At 51.2% G+C, this 22777-nt stretch carries 13 protein-coding genes; 7 read left to right on the forward strand and 6 right to left on the reverse strand.

Annotation, left to right across the window (positions count from 1 at the left end):
- Window positions 1-38 precede the first annotated feature (38 nt).
- Both tsaE and RRV97_RS05315 read left to right on the forward strand, forming a co-directional pair.
- Window positions 39-509 (forward strand): tRNA (adenosine(37)-N6)-threonylcarbamoyltransferase complex ATPase subunit type 1 TsaE, encoded by a 471-nt coding sequence (gene tsaE / locus RRV97_RS05310; RefSeq protein ID WP_315612182.1) that lies wholly within the window; start codon window positions 39-41, stop codon window positions 507-509.
- Window positions 497-1744, forward strand: a complete 1248-nt coding sequence (locus RRV97_RS05315; RefSeq protein ID WP_315612183.1) for an N-acetylmuramoyl-L-alanine amidase — start codon at window positions 497-499, stop codon at window positions 1742-1744. Before tsaE ends, RRV97_RS05315 begins: the two co-directional genes overlap by 13 nt.
- Window positions 1745-1910: 166 nt before the next feature.
- On the opposite strand, the gene RRV97_RS05320 is transcribed toward RRV97_RS05315, so the two are convergent.
- Both RRV97_RS05320 and RRV97_RS05325 read right to left on the reverse strand, forming a co-directional pair.
- Window positions 1911-2369, reverse strand: coding sequence for a GIY-YIG nuclease family protein (locus RRV97_RS05320; protein ID WP_204788109.1), 459 nt, complete (start codon window positions 2367-2369; stop codon window positions 1911-1913).
- A 1-nt stretch (window position 2370) separates the two neighbouring features.
- Window positions 2371-2982: a DUF4230 domain-containing protein gene (locus RRV97_RS05325; RefSeq protein ID WP_296186077.1), complete on the reverse strand. Its 612-nt coding sequence runs from the start codon at window positions 2980-2982 to the stop codon at window positions 2371-2373.
- A gap of 189 nt (window positions 2983-3171) precedes the next feature.
- Here RRV97_RS05325 and ribBA point away from each other — a divergent pair, with 189 nt between their 5' ends.
- From ribBA to RRV97_RS05350, 5 genes are all read left to right on the forward strand, one after another.
- The gene (ribBA, locus tag RRV97_RS05330) at window positions 3172-4512 is read left to right on the forward strand and encodes a bifunctional 3,4-dihydroxy-2-butanone-4-phosphate synthase/GTP cyclohydrolase II (RefSeq protein WP_003746015.1); all 1341 of its coding nucleotides are present in this window, start codon (window positions 3172-3174) and stop codon (window positions 4510-4512) included.
- 254 nt (window positions 4513-4766) lie between these two features.
- The gene (tdfG, locus tag RRV97_RS05335) at window positions 4767-8393 is read left to right on the forward strand and encodes a TonB-dependent receptor TdfG (protein ID WP_315612184.1); all 3627 of its coding nucleotides are present in this window, start codon (window positions 4767-4769) and stop codon (window positions 8391-8393) included.
- Window positions 8394-8675: 282 nt separating this feature from the next.
- A complete protein-coding gene (locus RRV97_RS05340; RefSeq protein WP_315612185.1) occupies window positions 8676-9620 on the forward strand; it encodes a Slam-dependent surface lipoprotein in 945 nt (314 codons plus the stop codon).
- Window positions 9621-9838: 218 nt separating this feature from the next.
- Window positions 9839-11332 (forward strand): surface lipoprotein assembly modifier, encoded by a 1494-nt coding sequence (locus RRV97_RS05345; RefSeq protein WP_315612186.1) that lies wholly within the window; start codon window positions 9839-9841, stop codon window positions 11330-11332.
- A 108-nt stretch (window positions 11333-11440) separates the two neighbouring features.
- Window positions 11441-12448, forward strand: coding sequence for an IS5 family transposase (locus RRV97_RS05350; RefSeq protein WP_315612187.1), 1008 nt, complete (start codon window positions 11441-11443; stop codon window positions 12446-12448).
- Window positions 12449-12684: 236 nt separating this feature from the next.
- Here the strand turns inward: RRV97_RS05350 and RRV97_RS05355 are convergent, their stop codons facing one another.
- The 4 genes from RRV97_RS05355 to RRV97_RS05370 all read right to left on the reverse strand — a co-directional run bounded on the left by RRV97_RS05355 (window position 12685) and on the right by RRV97_RS05370 (window position 22595).
- Entirely contained in the window at window positions 12685-15165 is a 2481-nt protein-coding gene (locus RRV97_RS05355; protein WP_315612188.1) for a glycogen/starch/alpha-glucan phosphorylase, read from the reverse strand.
- A 313-nt stretch (window positions 15166-15478) separates the two neighbouring features.
- Complete coding sequence (gene glgX / locus RRV97_RS05360) at window positions 15479-17464, reverse strand: glycogen debranching protein GlgX (protein ID WP_315612189.1); 1986 nt, start codon at window positions 17462-17464, stop codon at window positions 15479-15481.
- 144 nt (window positions 17465-17608) lie between these two features.
- Window positions 17609-21895: a 1,4-alpha-glucan branching protein GlgB gene (gene glgB / locus RRV97_RS05365; protein WP_315612190.1), complete on the reverse strand. Its 4287-nt coding sequence runs from the start codon at window positions 21893-21895 to the stop codon at window positions 17609-17611.
- Window positions 21896-22112: 217 nt separating this feature from the next.
- The gene (locus RRV97_RS05370; RefSeq protein WP_003683125.1) at window positions 22113-22595 is read right to left on the reverse strand and encodes a peptidylprolyl isomerase; all 483 of its coding nucleotides are present in this window, start codon (window positions 22593-22595) and stop codon (window positions 22113-22115) included.
- Window positions 22596-22777: the final 182 nt, after the last annotated feature.

Below are 22777 nucleotides of genomic sequence, written 5' to 3' on the forward strand. Positions count from 1 at the left end.
CATCATAATTAAGCCTTTTGAACGACAAGGCCTATTCCATGCACTCAGACGGACTGTACACCCGTTTTCTGCCCGATGAAGAAGCAACCCTGCAACTGGGTGAAGAATGGAGCAAGCAGCTTTCCGCTCCGCTGACCATCTATCTTGAAGGCGGGCTGGGTGCAGGCAAAACCACGCTGACACGTGGGATTTTGCGCGGACTTGGGCATACGGGCGCAGTCAAAAGCCCGACTTACACCATTGTCGAATCTTATCCGCTGGATACATTCACCCTCCACCATTTCGACCTCTACCGCTTTACCATGCCCGAGGAATGGGAAGATGCCGGTTTGGACGAATTGTTTGCGCCCGACAGCATCTGCCTCATCGAATGGCCGCAGCAAGGCGGGGAATTCACGCCTCCGGCAGACATTACCATTACATTGACGTACACCGATAAGGGCAGAACCTGCACCTTTTCCGCCCACACAAACCAAGGCCGAAAAAGTTTAGAATCATGGTCAAATTAACTAGAAGACACATTCTCCGTCAAGGCACAGGACTGTTTCTCACCCTCACGCCCGTGGGGGCTGCATTGGCCAAACCGGCCTCTCCTGCGCAATTCCTTGCCGTCCGCATTTGGCCGGCGAACGCCTACACACGCGTTACCCTTGAGAGCAACCACTCGATGAAATACCAACATTTTATGTTGGACAACCCCAGACGGTTGGTCGTGGATATCCAAGGTGCGGAAATCAACAGCGTCCTACAAGGCATTTCCAGCAAAGTGCTGTCTGACGACCCTTTCATCCGCAGCATCCGCGCCGGTCAAAATACGCCCAGCACCGTGCGTATCGTCATCGACCTCAAACAAAGCACCCATCCGCAAGTCTTCGCACTCGCGCCCGTCGGCAACTTCAGAAACCGCTTGGTTATCGACCTTTATCCGCACGGCGCAGATGCCAACGACCCGATGATGGCCCTGCTCAACGGCAATGTCCCAAAACAACGTCAAAATACCAATATCGCATACGATACCCCTGCCCCTAAAAGCAACCGCGGCAGCGGCGGCAACCGCCGTCCCGTGATTATGATCGATCCCGGTCATGGCGGCGAAGACCCCGGTGCTATCGGACCAAGCGGCCTCAAAGAGAAAAACGTCGTACTCTCCATCGCACGCGAAACCAAAAAACGTCTCGAAGCCTTGGGTTACAACGTATTCATGACGCGCAACGAAGACATCTTCATTCCATTGGGCATCCGCGTCGCCAAAGGCCGCGCGCGCAATGCCGACGTATTTGTTTCCATTCACGCCGATGCCTTTACCAGCCCGTCCGCACGCGGTACCGGCGTGTACATGCTCAATACCAAAGGCGCGACCAGCTCGGCGGCAAAATTCCTGGCCCAAACTCAAAACAACGCCGACGCCATCGGCGGCATTCAGACCAGTGGCAACCCCAATGTCGACAACGCCATTTTGGACATGACCCAAACCGCGACCCTGCGCGACAGCCGCAAACTCGGCCATTTGGTGCTGACCGAATTGGGTAAGCTCAACCAACTGCACAAAGGCCGCGTTGACGAAGCCAACTTTGCCGTCCTTCGCGCTCCGGACGTTCCGTCCATTTTGGTGGAAACCGCCTTCCTCTCCAACCCTACCGAAGAGAGGCTGCTCGGCAGCGAATCATTCCGCCAACAATGCGCCCAAGCCATTGCATCAGGCATTCAAAAATACATCAATACCGCTGTTTTACGCCGCGGATAATGGCTTGATGAAACAAAGGCCGTCTGAAAAATTTTCAGACGGCCTTATCTTTTCAAGCAATCTATTGGCATGAACAATACAGCAACATGGGAGAATGGCGGCAAAATAACAATTGAGCCAAACCCTGTCAATCTTTGCTATTACATGTTCTACACTCATATGCGTGCTATTTATTGTTGGTACCTGATTTACCAAATGCCGGCTGTAATTGATCAGCAAGATCATCTTCAATCAATTGCAGCACATCAGCGGGAAGTGTATCGGCATATTGATGAATCGTTATTTTATATTGGCCTTGATACCATTGATTTAAATGCAATGCATAGGTACTTTTATGCCCGAAGCCCAAATGCTGTGCCAATCTATTCCGAATACTGTGGCGTGAAGACCCTACGTATAGAACCTGACTTGGGCGATTTAATTTTGCGCAGGCATGTGTTTTAAGTAAGCGAAAATTTTGAAATTGCTGAAAAGTTGTATTGATGTCGCCTTCAATCTGTTGGATAACATAAATAAAGCGTCCATGACTGGGCAATTGTTCCAACGTTGTAAATTCAAAGGTACGGTCAGGCACAAGCTTTTTTGCTTGTATACAATGTTCAATCAATCGGTCAAGATAACGCATATTAACCGCACTTCCCTACCGCAGCCGGATAGACAGACACCTTCGTCTGCGTCAATGCAAACAGGTTTTCCAATTGCGTTTGCGCCTGACGGTTGGCATGTTCCAAAATCTCAGCCTTGCACGCGCTTTGCAACACCTGCCGTCTTGCCTCTTCCTGCACCGTCTTAAATACTGACTTATCCATAGGCAGTAAATTAAACGAGCCGGTCTGAATATCGTACACTTCGATATTTTCCAAATCCACGCTCAAAATTTCCACCGCCGGCAGGCTGATTAAGACCTTGTCGTCTACAATATTGACATTGTCCGCGCCTAATTTATCCAAGTCCAAACCGGCCAACACCTTACCGCGCACAATAAAAATACCGCTTTGCGAATCCTGCCACAGCCTGCGCCAATCTCCTTTTTTCTCCGTACGGATAATTGTATCGATATAAAATGCCGTACTTTCCAAGCGGTTCATCTGCTTAATCTGCATCAAAACCCCTTCGCGGGACAAAACCTGATGTTCTTCGTTCTGACCATGCAGGGCATAAAACCAGCCGCCCGCAGCCGTCAGCGCACACAACACCAGCACGGCCAATCCGCGCCCAAACATTTTCATTTCAAACATCCCCCGTTAAAATAATCATCAAAACATTCCCCATATTCTCCCAAAACCATCAATTTCAAGCCATATTCAGGCCGTCTGAAACAATAAATTTCATTACCAAAAAGTAATAAAAAATCCCCGCAAACAAAGTTTGCCTTTTGGTAAAGACAAGACTACAATCCATTACACACAATTCAACTTCATCCCATCATGAATACCACCGACCTGCGCCGCCACAACCTGCGGCAATGGATAACACAACACCACAACGGCCAGCAGACCAAGTTTGCCCAAGCCATCGCCATCAACCAAGGCGAGCTGTCCGCCCTGCTGAAAAACAAATCTTTCGGCGAGAAAAAAGCCCGAAAAATCGAGCAGGCAGCCAATATGCCTGACATGTGGCTGGATCAAGACCACCAAGACCGCCACGCCCCCACCATCAGCCAAGAAAGAAATACCATGTCCCACATCTCCACCATCCCCGAAATCCTAGCAGACATCAAAGCCGGCAAAATGGTCATCATCACCGATGCCGAAGACCGCGAAAACGAAGGCGACTTGCTGATGGCCGCCCAATTCGTTACCCCCGAAGCCATCAACTTCATGATCAAAAACGCACGCGGCTTGGTCTGCCTGCCGATGGACGGCGAAATGGTCGAAAAACTCGGCCTGCCCATGATGACCCAGAAAAACGGCGCACAATACGGCACCAACTTTACCGTCTCCATCGAAGCCGCCCACGGCATTACCACCGGCATTTCCGCCGCCGACCGCGCCCTGACCATTCAAACCGCCGTTTCCCCATCCGCCAAACCCGAAGACATCGTACAACCCGGCCACATCTTCCCACTGCGCGCCCAAAAAGGCGGCGTACTCGTCCGCGCCGGACACACCGAAGCCGGTGTCGATCTAGCACAAATGAACGGCCTGATTCCCGCCGCCGTCATCTGCGAAATCATCAACGACGACGGCACCATGGCGCGTATGCCCGAGCTAATGAAATTCGCCGAAGAACACAATCTCAAAATCGGCACCATTGCCGACCTCATCGAATACCGCAGCCGCACCGAAAGCCTGCTCGAAGACATGGGCAACGCGCCCGTACAAACCCCGTGGGGCGAGTTCCAACAACACGTTTACGTCGACAAACTCTCCGGCGAAACCCACCTCGCCCTTGTCAAAGGCACACCTTCCGCCGAAGAAGAAACCCTCGTCCGCGTCCACGAACCCTTCAGCGTCATGGACTTCATCCAAACCAACCCGCGCCACTCATGGTCGCTGCCCAAAGCCCTTGAGCGCATCCAACAAGCCGAAAGCGGCGTCGTCATCCTCCTGCACCGCACCGAAGACGGCGCCACCCTGCTCGACCGCACCCTGCCCAAAGGCGCCAACCAAGCCTACAAATGGGACAGCAAAAGCTACGGCATAGGCGCACAAATCCTCGCCGGCCTCAACGTCAAAAAACTGCGCGTCCTCGGCCAGCCGTCATCCTTCACCGGCCTCACCGGCTTCGGCCTCGAAGTCGTCGGCTTTGAAGAAGCTGAAAAATAATCTTGCTTGATTGATGCTCAAAACAAATGAAACAAAAGGCCGTCTGAAAGTTTTCAGACGGCCTTTTCGTATCTCTATTTATCTAAATATGATCCAAATAAAATTACGATAAAAAAGACTATTTATTAGATTATTTCAATAATGATAAGAATAATCAATTATTAGATAAATATTAATAATATTTAAAAATTTTATGTTTTTTATATAAAAGAGTATTTTAACCTCTTATATTAAATTCTTAACAAAGAGAAACTATGTCTGCTTTTACTCCCAAACCCAAAATAATCATTCTCAGCCTTGCCAGCGCATTCAGCACATTAACCGTTGCTAATGTCATCGAAACCTCAGCCCAACCCGAACAATACCAAGAATTGGATACCGTTGTTGTCAGTGGCAAACGTACCAACGACCAAAAAGGCGCGGACGATGTGTATTATAAAAACGTCTCCAACGCCTATGTCGGTAAAGAATACCTCGAACGCTACCGCGTCCAATCCGCCGGCGACGTACTCAAAGGCTTAAACGGCGTGTACAACATGAACACCCGCACCGCCGGCGGCGCGATTACGCCCAATATACGCGGCATCACCGGCAAGGGCCGTATCCCCGTAACGCTGGACGGTACGGAGCAGACAGTTGATGTCTGGCTCAACAACTACGGCGTAGGCGACCGCAACTACCTCGATCCCGCCCTGTTCCGCAGCATCGCAGTTGAAAAAAGCCCGGCCCTCACGCGCGGCGTGAAATCAGGCGTGGGCGGTGCGATGTCCATCCGCACCATCGAACCCGCCGACATCATCCCCGAAGGCAAAAACTGGGGAATCGAAGTCAAAACCGAGTTTTCCGGCAACACCGTGGCACAGAAAAACGACCTACGCCAATTCTTAGGCCGCGACTATCGCACCCTCTCACCCATAGGCGCGACGGCGGACGGGGTATCGGGTATGCCCGATGTATTGACCGGCTATACCGGCAAACCTTCCCCCACCGCCCTATTGTTGGACGAAGGCATAGCGGGTACGAAGTATGCGGGCGGCAAAAGCCACACCAACTTCAAAGACGACAGGCAGCTGATGTTGTCCGCCGCCTTCAAAACCGACATTACAGACGGCCTTGCCGCATACAGCCACCGCAAAAAAGGCAACTACTACGCGGGCAAACGCGGTTATCAGAGCTACCTCAACAACCCCATTTACGGTGCGGATGCCTGTTACGACCAGTATCCTGACAAATCATGGCGGGAAAAAGACATGCTCTGCAAATCTTCCGCCAGCCTGGTGCCGAATATGGCCGTCCTGTTCCGGCCGGGCGAAGAAATTATGAACAGCCACACCGACACCAAAACCCTGCTGCTGAAAAACAACTGGTATCTGCCGGGCAACCAAAAAATCAGCCTGCAATATATGGACAACAAAATCGGCTTCGGCGAAATCAACCCCCTGATAACGGCATGGATACTCGGTTTCGCCGAACAATCCCTAGACGAACCCGCGCAGCAGGCACCGGGGATAGGCACGAAAATCGACAGCAAAACCTACAAAATCGGCTATGAATGGAAACCGCAGAATAACAAATGGATAGACCTTCAAGCCGATATGTGGCGGGTGAAAACCGACAGTAACCGCCATCAGAGCGGCGGCCCCGTCGTCGGTGTCATTACGCCCGACTATGAGTACGACCTTTGGTATTGGTGCAACATACGCAAACAGCCCTCGCCTAACCTGCGAGGGGAAAGCTGCGAAAGCGCGATGGCGTGGAACGCCTACGGTTCGGCGCGAACCCATGAAGAAGTGCTGCGCATGATAGAAGACACGCCCGACAAAATCGCCCGCAAGCTGGCAGAACACGATGAAAACAACCGTGCGATTACAGACCGCTGGATGGGGCATACGGGCGGCTACTACGCCATCACGCCCGCCGATAAAAATGTGCTGACCGACCAGACCAACCAAATCGGCAAGCTGATGAATCTGGCCGAACTGAAGCAAAAGCTGAATCAGGAACGCTACTACATCGAACATCCCGACCGCATCATCGTTCCTGGCGCGCGGCAGCGTACCGACGTCGTCCGCAACGGCTTCAACCTCAGCAACCGCTTCCGCCTTTCCGACAAACTCAGCCTCACCCTCGCCGCCGACTACCAGCGCGAAACACTGGAAGAACGCACCGATACCGCCGACAGCAATGATTTGATGAATACTTTCGGCGTACTGACCCGCATGGCGGCCTTGGGCGGCCCGCAGTCGGCGAAAAAGCGCGAATGGGGCGCGAACCTGGTCTTCGACTGGAAACCGACTTCCCGCCTGAACATACAGGCGGGCGTGCGCTATCAGAACTTCAAAGGACGCAATATCGAACTGGCGCGGCAGCGTGCCGCACGCAACCCCTGGTATCAGTACGGCCTGGGTTCGGACAGCTATGTTACCGGCCTGATGATGCCGTATTTTGAATTAGCGGATGAAGAAGATATTGCCGACTCACGACGGATGGAGCAGATTTTTAATAGAAACAATAATACATACGATGAAGACCCGGAATACCAAAGGCTCAACCGCCGCTTTAAGGAAAAAAACGGTTACGACTACCGTCCAGGCGACACATTCGTCTCTAACACGCGCTTCTACCAAAAAGTAGACGGCAGCCTGATTCAAAGCCACCAAGCGGATAAAAACAACGATGTACTCTATGTCCTGCGCCGTAAGCAGATTATTCCAATGGTTGCAGGCAAATTTGATCACGGCAAAGTGCAGATTACGCCGGAAATGTACCGTGAAAGGGTAAACAATCCGCAGGGAAAAAGCGGCAGCTATCGCCGTTATTATCCTGGTTCCCACATGGGATTTGGTTTTAATTCAGTAGAAGAAACAACGGACCGTATGGCCAATGAAAACCAAATTCCGTCAGAGACCAGCAATGACTCGGTGCTGAAATACGGCAGCGATTACAATCGTACCGCTTGGATCCGGCATCAATTCGGCGAAGCCGAACGCTGGCGCATGCCGCAGGAACAGCACGCGCATTCTTGGTCGCCCATGCTGTCGGTCAGCTACGATCTTGCCGACAACCACCGCCTCTTCGCCCGCTATGCCCGCATGAGCCGCTTCCCCAGCCTTTACGAACTGACCGCCGCCACCGGCAGCGGCGGGCTGTACGGCAGCCAGACTGTGGCCGAATACAGCCTGAAGCCGGAAAAAAGCACCAACTGGGAAGTCGGCTACAATTTCAATTTCGCCCCGCATTTCACCAAACTGCGCCAGGGCGACCTCCGCCTCACCTACTACAGCAATAAAATCAAAAACCAAATCGACACCTCGAATATGGACGGCGGCATGATCCAATACGACAAGGCAGTCAGCAAGGGGGTGGAGCTGCAAAGCCGCCTCGACAGCGGCCGCTTCTTCGCCTCCTTCGGCGGCACTTACCGCTTGAAACATATGGTGTGCGACAAGGGCATCGCCTTCAAATTCGACTATTACTATCGGCGCGTACCCGAATGCTTGGAAGGCGGCTTCGGCCTCAGCCGCTTCTTCCAGTCCCTGCAGCCGAAATATTCGCTTACCCTCGATGTCGGCACGCGCTTCTTCAACGAAAAACTGGAATTGGGCATGCGCGCCATCCATCACAGCAAGGCGGAACGGAAAAACTACGACAAGCTGATTGCCGACGGCGCGGGGCAGGTGTATGAGCGCAACGGCAAACCCTACGGCTGGCATGCCGCCACCCTTTTGGATGCCTATGCCCGCTACCGCATAGGGAAACATATAGACTTGAACTTCGGCGTAACCAACCTTGCCAACCGTTATTACTTAGACCCGATGTCCAGCACCCCGGTCCCCGGCCCGGGTAGGACGATTACCTTCGGCATCAAGGGCAGGTTTTAGGGCTTGACTGTATCCTATGTAGCCGATGGGCAGGAATCTGCCCGTCGGCTACAGCCTGTTACCGTTACTATAATAAATATTTGTATTTCTTAGATGGTAATGCAATGATATTAAAAATAAAATATTGACAAATGCAATCCGCACTTTATATTTGATAATGAGTTTTAATTAGATTTATATTTTTATTTATATTAATATGCCCCTATCGGTAACACCCGATACACCTTACCGCTCAAGACAAAACAGCGGTATCCACCATATCTTTTCTTTGAAAGAAAAATCATGAAAGCATCACAATTAACCCTCGCCGTCCTTCTGACCACCGCCTTCGGCTCTGCTTATGCAGTAGAAGTTAAAGGTGGGGATTCAAGTCAAAGACAATTAATTCAAGCTGCCGAATCCGATTCTCTGCCCTTCGGTGCAGGTGCGGCGGGCATCAAGGTCAGCACCGGCAAAGGCCTGTCCAACTCCATCAACCTCGAAGCCGGGCCCGCGCAGCGCATCCGCAACAAATACGGCAATGCGCCCATCAACGGTGGCAATCAGAACGCCAATGCAAATGGCACGGCCAATCCGAAATACCTGCAACCCGGCGACATCAACCCGATTGCGGGCTGGTTCTCGAAAACCAAACTCGCCCAAGTGTGGTATGAAAAACGCGCCAACAACACCGAAGTGTTCAGCGTACGCCAAATGGCCGACCCCAAGTTACCGATTGCACCAAAATTTGGCGGCATGACCTTTGCCAAAGTGCCGACTGCGGCAACCAACGTCTTCTTCGGCGAATGGGCACCGCGCAAAGGCAACAGCAATCAGATCGCCAACAGCACGGATTTGAATATGAACGACGGCAACCGCACGGTTTGGTTCGTGGGTGAGAATCCAACAGGTAATTTGGAAAATTTGAAAATTTCCGAAGCTACCTATAATGTGGTCGGCATCAACAAGCACACGCCGGGCAAAAACGATTTCTATACTGGTCAGGTAAAAGCCGAATTTGGTAGCAAGGGCGTTATGAGTGGCAGCATCAATCGTGGTAATGATAAATTGAGTTTTGATCATGCAAAAATCAATCTCCAAGAAGGCACTTTCTCTTCTAAAAATTCGGCCAATAAAGAAGGTATCGAAGGTAGATTCTATGGCGCAAATGCCGCAGCCATGGCAGGCTATGCTACTCGCGGCAACGGCAAAGGCGACGATGTAGCCTTCGGCGGTGCGAAAAAATAACCTTGCCCGCTTACGCGATTAGGGAATGCCGGTGTTTTCGGCGTTTGGCCGTACGTTCCCGCAATCAGGAAAACCGCCGTTTTTTAACAACAGCCGCAGTAGGCATAAATATACTGCGGCTGACCTGTTTCCGAAGTGCCGTGCAAACCTGCATTGCCTTGCGGAATTTCTGTTTTTACTTCTTTCAGACGGCCTCCCCGCCCAAAGGACCCCATCCCATGAACCACCGCCTCTGCCTGCTTTTCCTGCCGCTCTGTACGGTCTGCCTTGCCGCTCCGTCCGACGATGCCGCAGACGAACGCCGCCGCCTGCTGGACGAGGGCAGCCGCCAAACGCAGCAATACCGCGAAAGCGGCTGGCTGGACACGGAACAGGCACGCGGTGAAGTGGGGGAAAACGACGGCTACATCATGATAGACGGTACAGTCTATCAAGTCGGCGATACGGCGGAAGAGCTGGAAAGCGCGATTTACCACGCCCTCAACGCGCGGCAGTGGCACAAGGTGCGCCAGTTCGCTGCCCGCTACGCCAAACTGCCGCAGCACAAACCCGCGCTGATTCATTTGGCTGATGCGCTGCAAAAACGGGACGAAGGGGATTTCCACGCGGCGGGGAACAGTTTTCAGACGGCCTTGGAAGCCGAACCCGACAACCCCCGCCTGCTGCTCGAAGCTGGGCGGTTTTATGCCGAAGACAACCAAAACAAAGAGTCCGTCGCCGCGTTTGAGAAAGTTCTGAAAACGGATATTCCTGCTGAAACCCGCCCCATCGTGGAAAACTACCTGTCCGAACTGGGCAAACGCCACCGCTGGCACGGCCAAATCAGCCTAGGCTACGGCTACAACAGCAATGTAAACCAAGGCAACGGCATCAACCAATGCGTGTGGGAAATCGCGGGCATGTGCCTGATGGAGCGCACCCTGCCTGCGCCAACGGATTCGACCTTCTTATCCTATAGCGCGACCGCCGAAAAAACCGTCCCGCTCAAAGGGCATCATGGTGTACAGGTGCGCGGTGTGCTGTACGGCAACCGCTACACGGAAAAAGACAAAAATTCGGTAGCTATGCCGGATTACAGCTATCACAACGGTTCGCTGTACGCGGGATATGCCTATGCCGACGCACGCTCCTCCTTTTCTCTGCTGCCCTATTTCGAATACGACTTCCGCAACCGCCACACCCACTACCGCGCATGGGGTGCGGATGTCGACTGGTCGCACACACTCTCCTCACGCTGGCGCATTAACTCACATGCCGGAGCAAAAAAGACCGGATACAGCGGACAAAGCAAAGATTATTTTGCCGACTATAAGCAATACGAACTGGGCGTAGGGGCAGAATTTTCTCTCACACACCAAAGCAGACTGTTTGCCAACTTTGATGCAACACGCAAAGCCTATCCCGAAAAATCCTCTTCCAGCAAAGAATATACGACACGGCTGGGAGCGTATAGTTTTTTTTCAAGCGGTACTTACCTCAACGCCATCCTGCTTCACCGCCGCAGTCTTTATGACGCGGCAAGTTTTGTCAGTGACAACAGACGGCGACGCGACAATCAATACATGATGATAGCCGCTATAGGCTTTCCGCAGTGGAACCTTAAAGGTGTGTACCCTGAATTTCGTTTCAGACGCTCAGTCTCCCATAGCAATACAGCACATTACCGCTACCGTCAGAATGAATGGCTACTAAATTTTAAATATCGATTTTAAATTGAGTCATTTAGCAATACACTAAAACAGCGATACAACCATACTAAGACCTTTGCAAAATTCCTCAAAATCCCCTAAATTCCCACAAAGACATTTAGGGGATTTTTCATGAGTACCTTCTTCCAGCAAACCGCACAAGCCATGATTGCCAAACACATCGACCGCTTCCCGCTATTGAAGTTGGATCAGGTGATTGATTGGCAACCGATCGAACAATACCTGAATCGTCAAAAAATCCGTTACCTCCGAGACCACCGCGGCCGTCCCGCCTATCCCCTGTTGTCCATGTTCAAAGCCGTCCTGCTCGGACAATGGCACAGCCTCTCCGATCCCGAACTCGAACACAGCCTCATCACCCGCATCGATTTCAACCTGTTTTGCCGTTTTGACGAACTGAGCATCCCCGATTACAGCACCTTATGCCGCTACCGCAACTGGCTGGCGCAAGACGACACCCTGTCCGAACTACTGGAGCTGATCAACCGCCAACTGACCGAAAAAGGCCTAAAAATAGAGAAAGCATCCGCCGCCGTCGTTGATGCCACTATTATTCAGACCGCCGGCAGCAAACAGCGCCAGGCCATAGAAGTCGACGAGGAAGGACAAGTCAGCGGCCAAGCCACACCGAGTAAAGACAGCGATGCCCGTTGGATAAAGAAAAACGGCCTCTACAAACTCGGTTACAAACAACATACCCGTACCGATGCGGAAGGCTATATCGAGAAACTGCACATTACCCCAGCCAATGCCCATGAGTGCAAACACCTGTCGCCTTTGTTGGAAGGTCTGCCCAAAGGTACGACCGTCTATGCCGATAAAGGCTATGACAGTGAGGAAAACCGGCAACATCTGGAAGAGCATCGGTTACAGGACGGCATTATGCGCAAAGCCTACCGCAACCGTCCGCTGACGGAAGCGCAAACCAAACGTAACCGATATTTGTCGAAGACCCGTTATGTGGTCGAACAAAGCTTCGGCACGCTGCACCGTAAATTCCGCTATGCGCGGGCAGCCTATTTCGGGCTGATCAAAGTGAGTGCGCAAAGCCATCTGAAGGCGATGTGTTTGAACCTGTTGAAAGCCGCCAACAGGCTAAGTGTGCCTGTTGCTGCCTAAAAGGCGGCCCGGATGCCTGATTAATCAGGTATCCAAGGGGGATTAAGGGGGGATTTGGGTAGAATCAGTGGATATTTGAAACAAAAACAGCCGAAAATCTTTGTTTGGATCTCAGCTGTCGGAAGGAAAGGAATTTTGCAAAGGTCTCATACTGTTTTACTCGTTTCTATATCATGCCGTCTGAAAAAAGCCGATACACCTTCCTGATGTATCGGCTTTCGTTATCTGCTTAACGCTTAATTTCTGCCGGGTAATTCTTTTTCGCTCAATGGTTTGATGTACCAAATATCGCGGCAGTAGTCGGCGATGGAGCGGTCGGATGAGAAGAAGCCCATGTTGGCGATGTTGATCAAGGCTGATTTGCGCCATGCGGATACGTTGCGGTAGTGTTCGTCCGCTTTGTATTGCGTGTCGATGTAGCTGCGGAAATCGGCCATCAGTTGATAGAAGTCGCCGTATGGTTGCAACACGTCGTTGTAGCGGTTTGGTTCTTCCGGAGAGAAAGTGCCTTGGCTGATTTGGTTGACGACGCGGCGCAGGTCGCTGTCTCGCTCGATATAGCTCAATGGGTCGTAACCGTTGCGGCGGAGTTCTTCGACTTGTTCGACGGTGTTACCGAAGATAAAGCAGTTGTCCGCGCCGACTTTTTCCAAAATTTCGACGTTCGCGCCGTCCAGCGTACCCATGCAAAGCGCGCCGTTAAGGGCGAATTTCATGTTGCTGGTGCCGGATGCTTCTGTACCCGCCAGTGAGATTTGTTCGTGCAAATCGGCGGCCGGGATGATGATTTGGGCGAGGCTGACACTGTAGTTCGGGATGAACACAACTTTAATCAGGTCGCGGATACGGGTGTCGTTGTTGATGACTTTGGCAACGTCGTTAATCAGTCGGATGATTTTCTTCGCCATGTAATAGGCGGAAGCGGCTTTACCGGCAAAGATGAACACGCGCGGCTGCCAATCGAAATCCGGGTTTTCCAGGATTTTGTTGTAGCGGTCGACGATGTGCATCACGTTCAACGCTTGACGTTTGTACTCGTGGATACGTTTGATTTGGATGTCGAAAAGTGCATCGGTATTAACCTTGATGCCCAGCTCGGTTTCGATGTATTTGGCGAGGCGCTCTTTGGCGGCTTTTTTCACTGCGCCGAATTCTGCCTGTACGGAGGCATCGTCCACTTTGTCGTTGAGCTTGGTCAGGTTGTCCAAATGCAGGCGCCAGTCTTCGTTTCCCAGATGTTTGTCCAAGAATTTGGTCAGGCCCGGGTTGGCGATGTTGATCCAGCGGCGCGGGGTTACGCCGTTGGTTACGTTGGTAAAGCGTTCCGGGAATACTTTGGCAAAGTCGGCGAAGATGGATGTAGTCATCAAATCGGAGTGGATTTTGGCCACGCCGTTGACTTTGTGCGAACCGATCACGGCAAGCCATGCCATGCGGACGCGACGGCCGTGGGTTTCGTCAATGATGGATACGCGGCGGACAAAGTCGTCGTCGAAGTTGCCGATGGCGCGTAAGGCATTGAGGAAGTAGGCGTTGATTTCAAAGATGATGTCCAAATGGCGCGGCAGCAGACGGCCCATCAGGTCAACCTGCCAAGTTTCCAAGGCTTCGCTCATCAATGTGTGGTTGGTGTAAGAGAAAATCTTACAGCACATATTCCATGCTTCAGTCCATGCGATGCCCTCTTCGTCAATCAGGATGCGCATCAATTCTGGAATGGCAAGCACCGGATGGGTGTCGTTCAAGTGGATGGCGACTTCGTCCGCCAAAGTGCGGATGCTTGGGAACCGACATTTGTGGCGTGCAACGATGTCTTGAACAGAAGCGGAAACCAAGAAGTATTCTTGTTTCAGGCGCAATTCGCGGCCGGATTCGGTGGAGTCGTTCGGATAGAGGACGCGTGAGATGTTTTCGTCGCTGTTTTGTGCGCGAACGGCAGAGGCATAGTCGCCTCGGTTGAAGTCGGCAAGGTCAAACAGGTTGCCTGCGTGTGCAGTCCACAAGCGCAATGGGTTGGCACATTCGCCGCCATAGCCCGGAATGATTTCATCGTATGCCCAAGCGGAGATTTCTTCGCTCGGCTGCCATTCTTTTTTGTTGCCCAAGTTCAACACTTGACCGCCGAAACGGACGGAATATTGTTTGTTCGGACGGGCAAACTGCCATGCCAAATCTTGGTCGAGCCACAAATCGGGTTTTTCAACTTGTTGACCATCCACGATTTCTTGTTTAAACATACCGTATTGGTAACGGATGCCGTAGCCCATGGCAGGAATGCGCAGGGTTGCCAATGAGTCGAGGAAGCAGGCGGCCAGACGGCCCAAACCGCCGTTACCCAAACCCGGATCTTCTTCTTGTTCGCAGACATCGGCAAATTCTTTGCCCAGTTGTTTGAAGGCTTCTTCAAACTCGGCATAAACGCCTTCGTTAATCAGCGCATTGACAAACGCACGGCCGAGCAGGAATTCCATAGACAGGTAATAAACCATGCGTTTGCTGTTGTCGATGTGCGCGCGGCGTGTTTTGAGGAAATCCTCGGCAATCAGGTCGCGTGCGGCCAACATGGCGGCGTTGAGCCATTGGTGTGAAGTTGCTTCTTTAGGATCGACGCCCAAGATGAAAATCAACTTGTAAACAATGGACTTGCGGATGGTTTCTGCATCCGGTTTGGGCATAACGTAATCGTAGCCGGAGATGGGGAGTTTTTGCTTAGCCATGGAAGCCTTTCTTTCATTTGAGGCACTTGGACAACGCGCCTGATGGTTTATAGAAACAACGTCATTCAGTTTTCAGACGGCCTGAAGGAGTATAAATGCCGTCTGAAAAATTTATAGGTAGGTTTGTTTCAGGTTTGATACGGATTATAACTGAAAGATTCCACTCCGTATTATTTTTTCTTTATAAAACATTTAATTACAAATTAAACCACTCATCATCTTATCAGCATTTCCATTTATGCCATGCAAGCTTCGGCTCAACGGATACAGACAAAATATCAAAGAGTTAACAATATAACGGCTTGGTTTTCATTTAATTCGTTTTATGTAAAACCCAAATCCCCATGTGTTCGACAACACATTTTCCAGCCTCTTCGTAATTAAATTTCTCAGATGGTACGCAAGAAATTTCCCAATTGCCTTGAGGCAGGTTAAATAACTGACGACTACGTTTGGCATTGACCAACAGCAGCCATTCATCGTCCAAAACAACCTGAATCGCCTTGCTGCCCCTGTTGTGCCAACAATATTCGGTCATCGGGCTGCCGTCCGCATTGAGCCATTGCACACGCTCTTTTTCCCACCAGCAATCATCTGTCAGCAGCTTGATTCGGCTGCGTACGCGTATCAGCGCTTGAGTGTAATTTTGTAACTCATGGGGCTCATTTTGCCAATCCAACCATGTAATCGGATTATCTTGGCAGTAGCTGTTGTTGTTGCCTTGCTGACTGTTGCCGAACTCATCGCCCGCCAAAAGCATGGGCGTACCGTTGGATAAAAACAAGGAGGCAAGCAGCGCTTTGGAGGTGTATTCACGATTTTGCAAAACCTCTTCATCATCGGTTTCGCCTTCTACGCCGTGGTTGTAGCTGATGTTTTCATTATGCCCGTCGCGGTTGTTTTCGCCGTTGGCTTCGTTGTGTTTTTCGTTATAGCTGACCAAATCGCGCAAAGTGAAGCCGTCGTGTGCAGTGATGAAGTTGATGCTGGCGGACGGGTGGCGGCCGCTGTGGTTGAAAATATCGGACGACCCAGCCAAGCGTTCGGCAAATGCGCCCAAATTGCCGCTTTCCCATGACCAAAACGCGCGCATATCATCACGGAAACGGCCGTTCCATTCGGCAAAAGGTTGCGGGAAATTACCCAAGTGATAGCCGCCCTCGCCTATGTCCCATGCTTCGACAATCAGTTTCAAACCGGCCAACACAGGGTCTTGATACAGGACTTGGAAAAAACGGCCGTACGATTGGAAATCGGGTTCGCGTCCCAATACGGTTCCCAAATCGAAACGGAAGCCGTCGACATGAAACTCTTCCGCCCAATAGCGCAGGCTGTCTGCCGCCCAACGGGTAACATCGCGCCGGACAATATTGAGCGTATTGCCGCAACCCGACCAGTTTTCATAATTGCCGTAAGGGGTGTGCCAATACCATAAGGTGTTGTCGATACCGCGCTGACACAGCATCGGGCCTTTGTCGTCCTGCTCGGCCGTGTGGTTGTACACGACATCCAAAATCACTTCCAAACCTGCCTGATGCAGGGCTTTGACCGCTTGTTTAAACTCTGCCGCCGCACGTTCGGGATTGTCGGCATAAGACGGCTCGACGGCAAAATGGGAGTAAGTGTTGTAGCCCCAATAATTGCTCAAGCCCATCTGCTGAAGATGGTATTCATCCAGATGAAAATGAATCGGCAGCAGCTCGACCGTCGTTACCCCTAATTCTTGCAAATAGGCTAAAACCCGTTTATCGCACAAGGCTTTATAAGTGCCTGCATACTTCAAATCAGGGAATTGCTTGGTCAACCCTTTGACATGGGCTTCATAAATAACGGTTTTGCCCCACGGTATTTCCGGACGGCAATCTTTGGCCCAATTGAATCGGCTGCGTCCGACCACGACGCTTTTTGGCGCAACGGCGGCATTGTCGCGTTCATCTTCCGGCCTGAACCATGCCATTTCTTCGGCGTTACGGTAGCTTGGTTTGCCGTCAATTTTTTTGGAATACGGGTCAATCAGCAATTTGTTGGGATTGAAACATGAGCCGTATTCTGCGTTTTCACGTCCATACACGCGGAAACCGTATCGCTGCCCTGCCTTAACGTCTGGAACAAATCCGTAAAATACCGAACCGCGCCGCGAAGGCATCTCCAAACGGGTTTCTTTATCCTTATCAAACAGACACAATTCGACCTTTTCGGCATTGATGGAAAACAAGGTGAAATTCGCGCCCTTGCTTGTCAGGGTCGCGCCCATGGGATAAGGCTTGCCTTCCTCGATATGCCATGATTTGGCAGACATAGAATGATTCCTTGGTATGTATTTGGCTTCGTGTCCAATATAAGGCCGTCTGAAAATCTTTCAGACGGCCTTGAGTCATATTGATGTCACTATCTTTAATTTTCAGCTGATTGGACAGGCATGATGCCCACCTTCAAAGTTGATTTACGCTTCGTCTTTGACTGCCGCCTGATACAGGTAAACGGTTGCCAACGGCGGTACGGTCACAGACAGGGAATTTGGTTTACCATGCGACCAAACTTCTTCTGTTTCCACCGTTGCGCCGGCAGAAACGCCGCTGCCTTTGTAATGCAGGTCGTCTGAATTGAGGATTTCGCGGTATTCGCCGGCGGAATTCACACCGAAGCGGTAGCCTTCGCGTACTACTGGCGTGAAGTTGCTGATGACGATAACGCGGTTGCCTTCGCGGTCGCGTCTCTCGAAGACGAATACGGAATTATTGCCGTCATCGGCAACCAACCACTCAAAGCCTTCCGGCCATTGGTCAAGCTGGTAAAGTGGCGCGGTGTCTTTATAGACATGGTTCAATTCGCGCACAAAGTCTTGTACGCCTTTGTGCCAGCCGCCCTCTTGCTCCAGCAAGAACCAATCCAATCCTTCGTTGTAGTTCCACTCTCGGCCTTGTGCAAACTCGCTGCCCATAAACAAAAGTTTTTTGCCGGGGAAGCCGTACATAAAGCCATAGTAGGCACGCAGGTTGGCAAATTGTTGCCAGCAGTCGCCGGGCATCCGTCCGAGCAGCGAACGTTTGCCGTGCACGACTTCATCGTGTGAGAGCGGCAGGACGAAGTTTTCGCTGTACTGGTACATCATGCCGAAGGTCATTTTGTTGTGGTGATATTTGCGGTTGATGGGGTCTTCCATCATGTAACGCAAGGTATCGTTCATCCAGCCCATATTCCATTTGAAGCTGAAGTTCAAACCTTCTTGACGGGTCACATTGGCAAATGAAGTAGATTCTTCGGCAATTTCGGTCGCAGCCGGAACTTCCTCTTTCAACATGGTGTTGGTATCGCGCAAGAAAGCGATGGCTTCAAGGTTTTCATGGCCGCCGTATTGGTTCGGAATCCACTCGCCGTCTTTGCGCGAGTAGTTGCGGTAAATCATGGAAGCAACCGCGTCAACGCGGATACCGTCGAAGCCGAAACGTTCTATCCAATACAGGGCGTTGCCTTGCAGGAAGTTTTTCACTTCGTTTCTACCAAAGTTGTAAATCAGGGTATTCCAGTCTTGATGGTAGCCTTCGCGCGGGTCGGCGTGTTCGTACAGCGCGGTGCCATCGAATTTGGCTAGGCCGTGATCATCGGTCGGGAAGTGGCCGACCACCCAGTCGAGGATAACGCTGATGCCCTCGTCGTGCGCGGCTTTAATCAATGCGCGCAATTCTTCCGGCGAACCGAAACGGCTGGTCGGCGCATACAAACCGGTTGCCTGATAGCCCCATGAGCCGTCAAACGGATATTCGGAAACAGGCAGGAACTCGATATGGGTAAAGCCCATGTCTTTGACGTATGCCACCAGCTCTTTGGCCAGCTCTTCGTAAGTCAGCCAGTAATTGTTTTCCGGATTGCGCTTCCACGAACCCAAATGTACTTCATAAATGCTGATCGGCGCATCAATGGCGTTGGCACGGGCGCGGAAGGCCGGTTCTTCCACTTCGTCAGGCAAACCGCGCACGATAGATGCCGTGGTCGGGCGCAGTTCCGCACCGAAAGCATACGGGTCGGCTTTTTCGCGCACATTGCCGTTGGCATCGCGGATTTCAAATTTGTATAGGGCATTGAGTTTGACGGCAGGAATGAAGATGTCCCAAATGCCGTTGTCGCGGTGGAAACGCATCACATGGCGGCGGCCGTCCCAGTTGTTGAACTCGCCGATAACGGAAACGCGTTGCGCATTGGGCGCCCAGACGGCAAAGCGTACGCCCTTCACACCGTCCAACTCGGCAAAATGCGCGCCTAAAGTCTCATAAGGACGCAGGTGTTTGCCTTCGGCCAACAGCCAGGAATCCATGTCTTGCAACGCAGAGCTGAAATGATAAGGGTCTTCTTCAATCACTGGCTCGGTGTCTTCGGTGTAACGGATACGCAAAGCGTAATCGGGCGCATCATCGGGCAAGACGGCCACAAAGAAACCGCGTTCATCAATTTTTTCAGACGGCACAATGAGTTCGCCGCTGCGGCGGTTCACGATATCCACGCTTACTGCGCCGGGAATCAAAACGCGTACTACTTCATCGCCCTCTGCAAGGCGGTGTCGTCCCAGATAAGCGAATACATCGCTATGGGTGGCAAGAAACAGGCTTTCGACCGTATCGCGCTCAATTTGGTCAAGTTCATGATAAGTCTTGATTTGGCTGTTTGTTTTCATGCGTACCTCGTCAATAATGGCAAGTTGGCCGCCCATGAGGCGGTGTTGTAGGAAATCTTCCAAAGAAACCGGCATTTTCTGCGCCCAGTTCGGATAGCCTTCGGTTACACCCGGGACATTCAGATTGTCAATGACGCCCAGCAGGTTTTCCAGCTGTACGGCGTAAAGCTTGCTGCGGCTCAATGCGCCGTATTTGTGTAAAGCCGCCAGCAAGGTTTCATCGGCTTTTGCCGGCATTTGTATGTCTGCACCCAGACAGCCGGTTTCTTTCAATTTATCCAGCAAATCGGCTTTATCGTGTTCGCGCTCGTCCAAGGCCATCTGAAAAGCGGCTGCATCGGGCAGAGTACCGAGTTTGAACATCGTATCCAAATCTTTGCCTGTCCAATAGCCCGCCAAGGGCGCAACATCGTGGGTGCTGATGACCGTAATCGCCTGCTCGGGGTATTCTTCCGGCAATTGGAAACCGTTCCAGCCCTTGCTGAAATACATTACTTTGTACGAGAACACCTGATAGCGGTTGAGCAGATGGCGGGCTTCGTCAGGTACCGTCCCCAAATCTTCGCCGATAATGACGCAACGGTTGCGCCGGCTTTCCAACGCCAAAATAGCAAACATCACTTCGGCATCGTAATGCACATACGCGCCGAAATCTGCTGTTTTACCGTTTAAAACCCACCACAAACGGCACAATGCCATTACATGGTCGATCCGCAATACGCCATACAGACGCATGTTTTCGCGCAACAGATGGGCAAATTTTTCATAGCCCGTATGCTTCAACATCAACGGATTAAGCGGCGGCAAATCCCAATTCTGCCCTGTCGGCCCCAAAGGATCGGGCGGCGCGCCGACTGACAAGTCCATACAATAATCTTGGCGGTTTAACCAAGTATCCGCGCTGCCGCGCGCCACGCCGACTGCCAAATCGCCGTAAATGCCGAGTTTGACACCGTATTCGGCAGCGGCTTGGTTGACTTCGCGCAACTGCTCCGCGCAAAGCCATTGCAGCCACATATAAAAACGGATTTCACGTTCATGGTTGCGCGCGAATTTTTCTACCGCTTCGCCATCGGGTTGATGAAATTCAGACGGCCATGACTGCCAACCCACTTGCCCGGGACGGCTGTAATACTGGTCCAAAGCCTCAAACAAACCGAAGCCCTGCAAAGCTTTGCCTTTTTCTAATACAAACGCTTCAAATGCAGCGCGCTCATTTTCCGCGGCTTCGCAAGTATCCTGTTCAAACGCGTTAAACGCCATGTGCAGCGCATCACGCTTGCACGCCCAAACCGCGGTATAAGTTACCGTTTCCGTGATACGCAAAGCAGCGATGCGCTGACGGATTTTCGGTTGCGCCAGCCAGTTTTTCAGTTGCTCGTTATAAGTAAACGCACCGACCTTCTCAACATCCAAATAAATCGGATTGAGCCATTCGCGCGAAGAAGGGCTATACGGGCTGGCAAAGGCGGGCTTGCTGGTAAACAAAGCGTGCAAAGGGTTGATACCGACAAAATCCAGCTTTTTCTCCGCTGCATATTTCATCAGGTTCAGCAAATCAGTAAAGTCGCCTATGCCCCAGTTACGCTCAGAACGCAGGCTGTACAAATGCATGGTCAAACCATTCATCCGTCCGCCATTGGCAAGCAGTTTAGGCTGATAAACCGATTTAGGCGCAACAATCAGGCGCACAAGGCAACTTTTGCCGCCGGTCTCGGCCGACAAGGTGTAATAACCGCAAGCCAGTTGGGGCAGCTTAATCCAAAGCGTATCGTTGTCGCCCGGATACACAGTCAAGGTCTGACATTTATCTGCTTCATCAATCAATACGACCGCTTCCGCACCATGAAATTCAGACGGCATCTGTAAAGATTCTTCGCCGTTTTCATGCGCAACCATCGTATTCAAATAAAGGTCGTCTGAATCCGGTTTGCTTTTATCCAAAACAGCGACAATCGATTCCAAAACTTCCGTTTTGGTCACATGATAAGTGCCGTTGATGTCGTGATAACCTAAATCAATACCGGCCTGCACCGCCTGCTGCTCCAATGTTTCACTCATTGCATTCTGCCTGTTTTACCAATATCTGAATCTTAATACAGATTCTGCCGCACCGTGATATGTAATTCATTGTAGTCTCAAACAAACCCCATATTTCCCCGCTTGATTTGACCTGAGCCAAAATTTCCTATTTATCTGTCTTGTAAAAACTTAAAGGCCGTCTGAAAAGGAGGATTTCATTCCTTTTCAGACGGCCTTTATCATGCTTTAAGCCTGATTAGTGGTGATGATGACCGTGCGGACCGTGTACGTGACCGTGGGCAATTTCTTCCTCGGTCGCATCGCGCACGCCCTCAACAGTCGCCTTGAACAATACTTTCATACCGGCCAAAGGATGGTTGCCGTCCACCACGGCTTTGCCGTCGGCAACATCGGTTACACGATAAATCAATACATCGCCGGTTTCCGGATCATCGGCTTCAAACATCATGCCGACTTCGACTTCAACAGGGAACACGCTGACATCTTCAATACGCACCAGCTCAGGATCTTGTTCGCCGAAAGCATCATCGGGCGACAAAGCCACTTCGACGGTATCGCCTACATTTTTGCCGTGCAACGCTTCTTCCACCAAAGGGAAAATACCGTCATAACCGCCATGCAGGTAAGCAATCGGCTCTTCGGTTTTGTCCAACAGTTGGTTGTTGGCATCGTACATTTCATAATGCAGGGAAACTACGGAATTTTTAACAATAGACATCATGCCGTCCTTAATCAATATTTAAAAGTTACGCTACGGTTATTCTATCACAGCCGCAACCAAACAATCGGCTTGCTTTAATAAATACCCCGTTCAAATGCGACAAAAAGATAAAAGCCTATATAAAAAAGCAAAATCAAATGATTTCAATACGCAGAAGTTGCTTTTTCACAACACAAAGT

The sequence above is a fragment of the Neisseria sp. DTU_2021_1001991_1_SI_NGA_ILE_055 genome, assembly GCF_032342915.1.
Lineage (GTDB): Bacteria > Pseudomonadota > Gammaproteobacteria > Burkholderiales > Neisseriaceae > Neisseria.

Coding starts and splice junctions, on each gene's coding strand:
- tsaE (WP_315612182.1), top strand. CDS start 39: ATGCACTCAGACGGACTGTACACCCGTTTTCTGCCCGATGAAGAAGCA.
- RRV97_RS05315 (WP_315612183.1), top strand. CDS start 497: ATGGTCAAATTAACTAGAAGACACATTCTCCGTCAAGGCACAGGACTG.
- RRV97_RS05320 (WP_204788109.1), bottom strand. CDS start 2,369: ATGCGTTATCTTGACCGATTGATTGAACATTGTATACAAGCAAAAAAG.
- RRV97_RS05325 (WP_296186077.1), bottom strand. CDS start 2,982: ATGTTTGAAATGAAAATGTTTGGGCGCGGATTGGCCGTGCTGGTGTTG.
- ribBA (WP_003746015.1), top strand. CDS start 3,172: ATGAATACCACCGACCTGCGCCGCCACAACCTGCGGCAATGGATAACA.
- tdfG (WP_315612184.1), top strand. CDS start 4,767: ATGTCTGCTTTTACTCCCAAACCCAAAATAATCATTCTCAGCCTTGCC.
- RRV97_RS05340 (WP_315612185.1), top strand. CDS start 8,676: ATGAAAGCATCACAATTAACCCTCGCCGTCCTTCTGACCACCGCCTTC.
- RRV97_RS05345 (WP_315612186.1), top strand. CDS start 9,839: ATGAACCACCGCCTCTGCCTGCTTTTCCTGCCGCTCTGTACGGTCTGC.
- RRV97_RS05350 (WP_315612187.1), top strand. CDS start 11,441: ATGAGTACCTTCTTCCAGCAAACCGCACAAGCCATGATTGCCAAACAC.
- RRV97_RS05355 (WP_315612188.1), bottom strand. CDS start 15,165: ATGGCTAAGCAAAAACTCCCCATCTCCGGCTACGATTACGTTATGCCC.
- glgX (WP_315612189.1), bottom strand. CDS start 17,464: ATGTCTGCCAAATCATGGCATATCGAGGAAGGCAAGCCTTATCCCATG.
- glgB (WP_315612190.1), bottom strand. CDS start 21,895: ATGAGTGAAACATTGGAGCAGCAGGCGGTGCAGGCCGGTATTGATTTA.
- RRV97_RS05370 (WP_003683125.1), bottom strand. CDS start 22,595: ATGTCTATTGTTAAAAATTCCGTAGTTTCCCTGCATTATGAAATGTAC.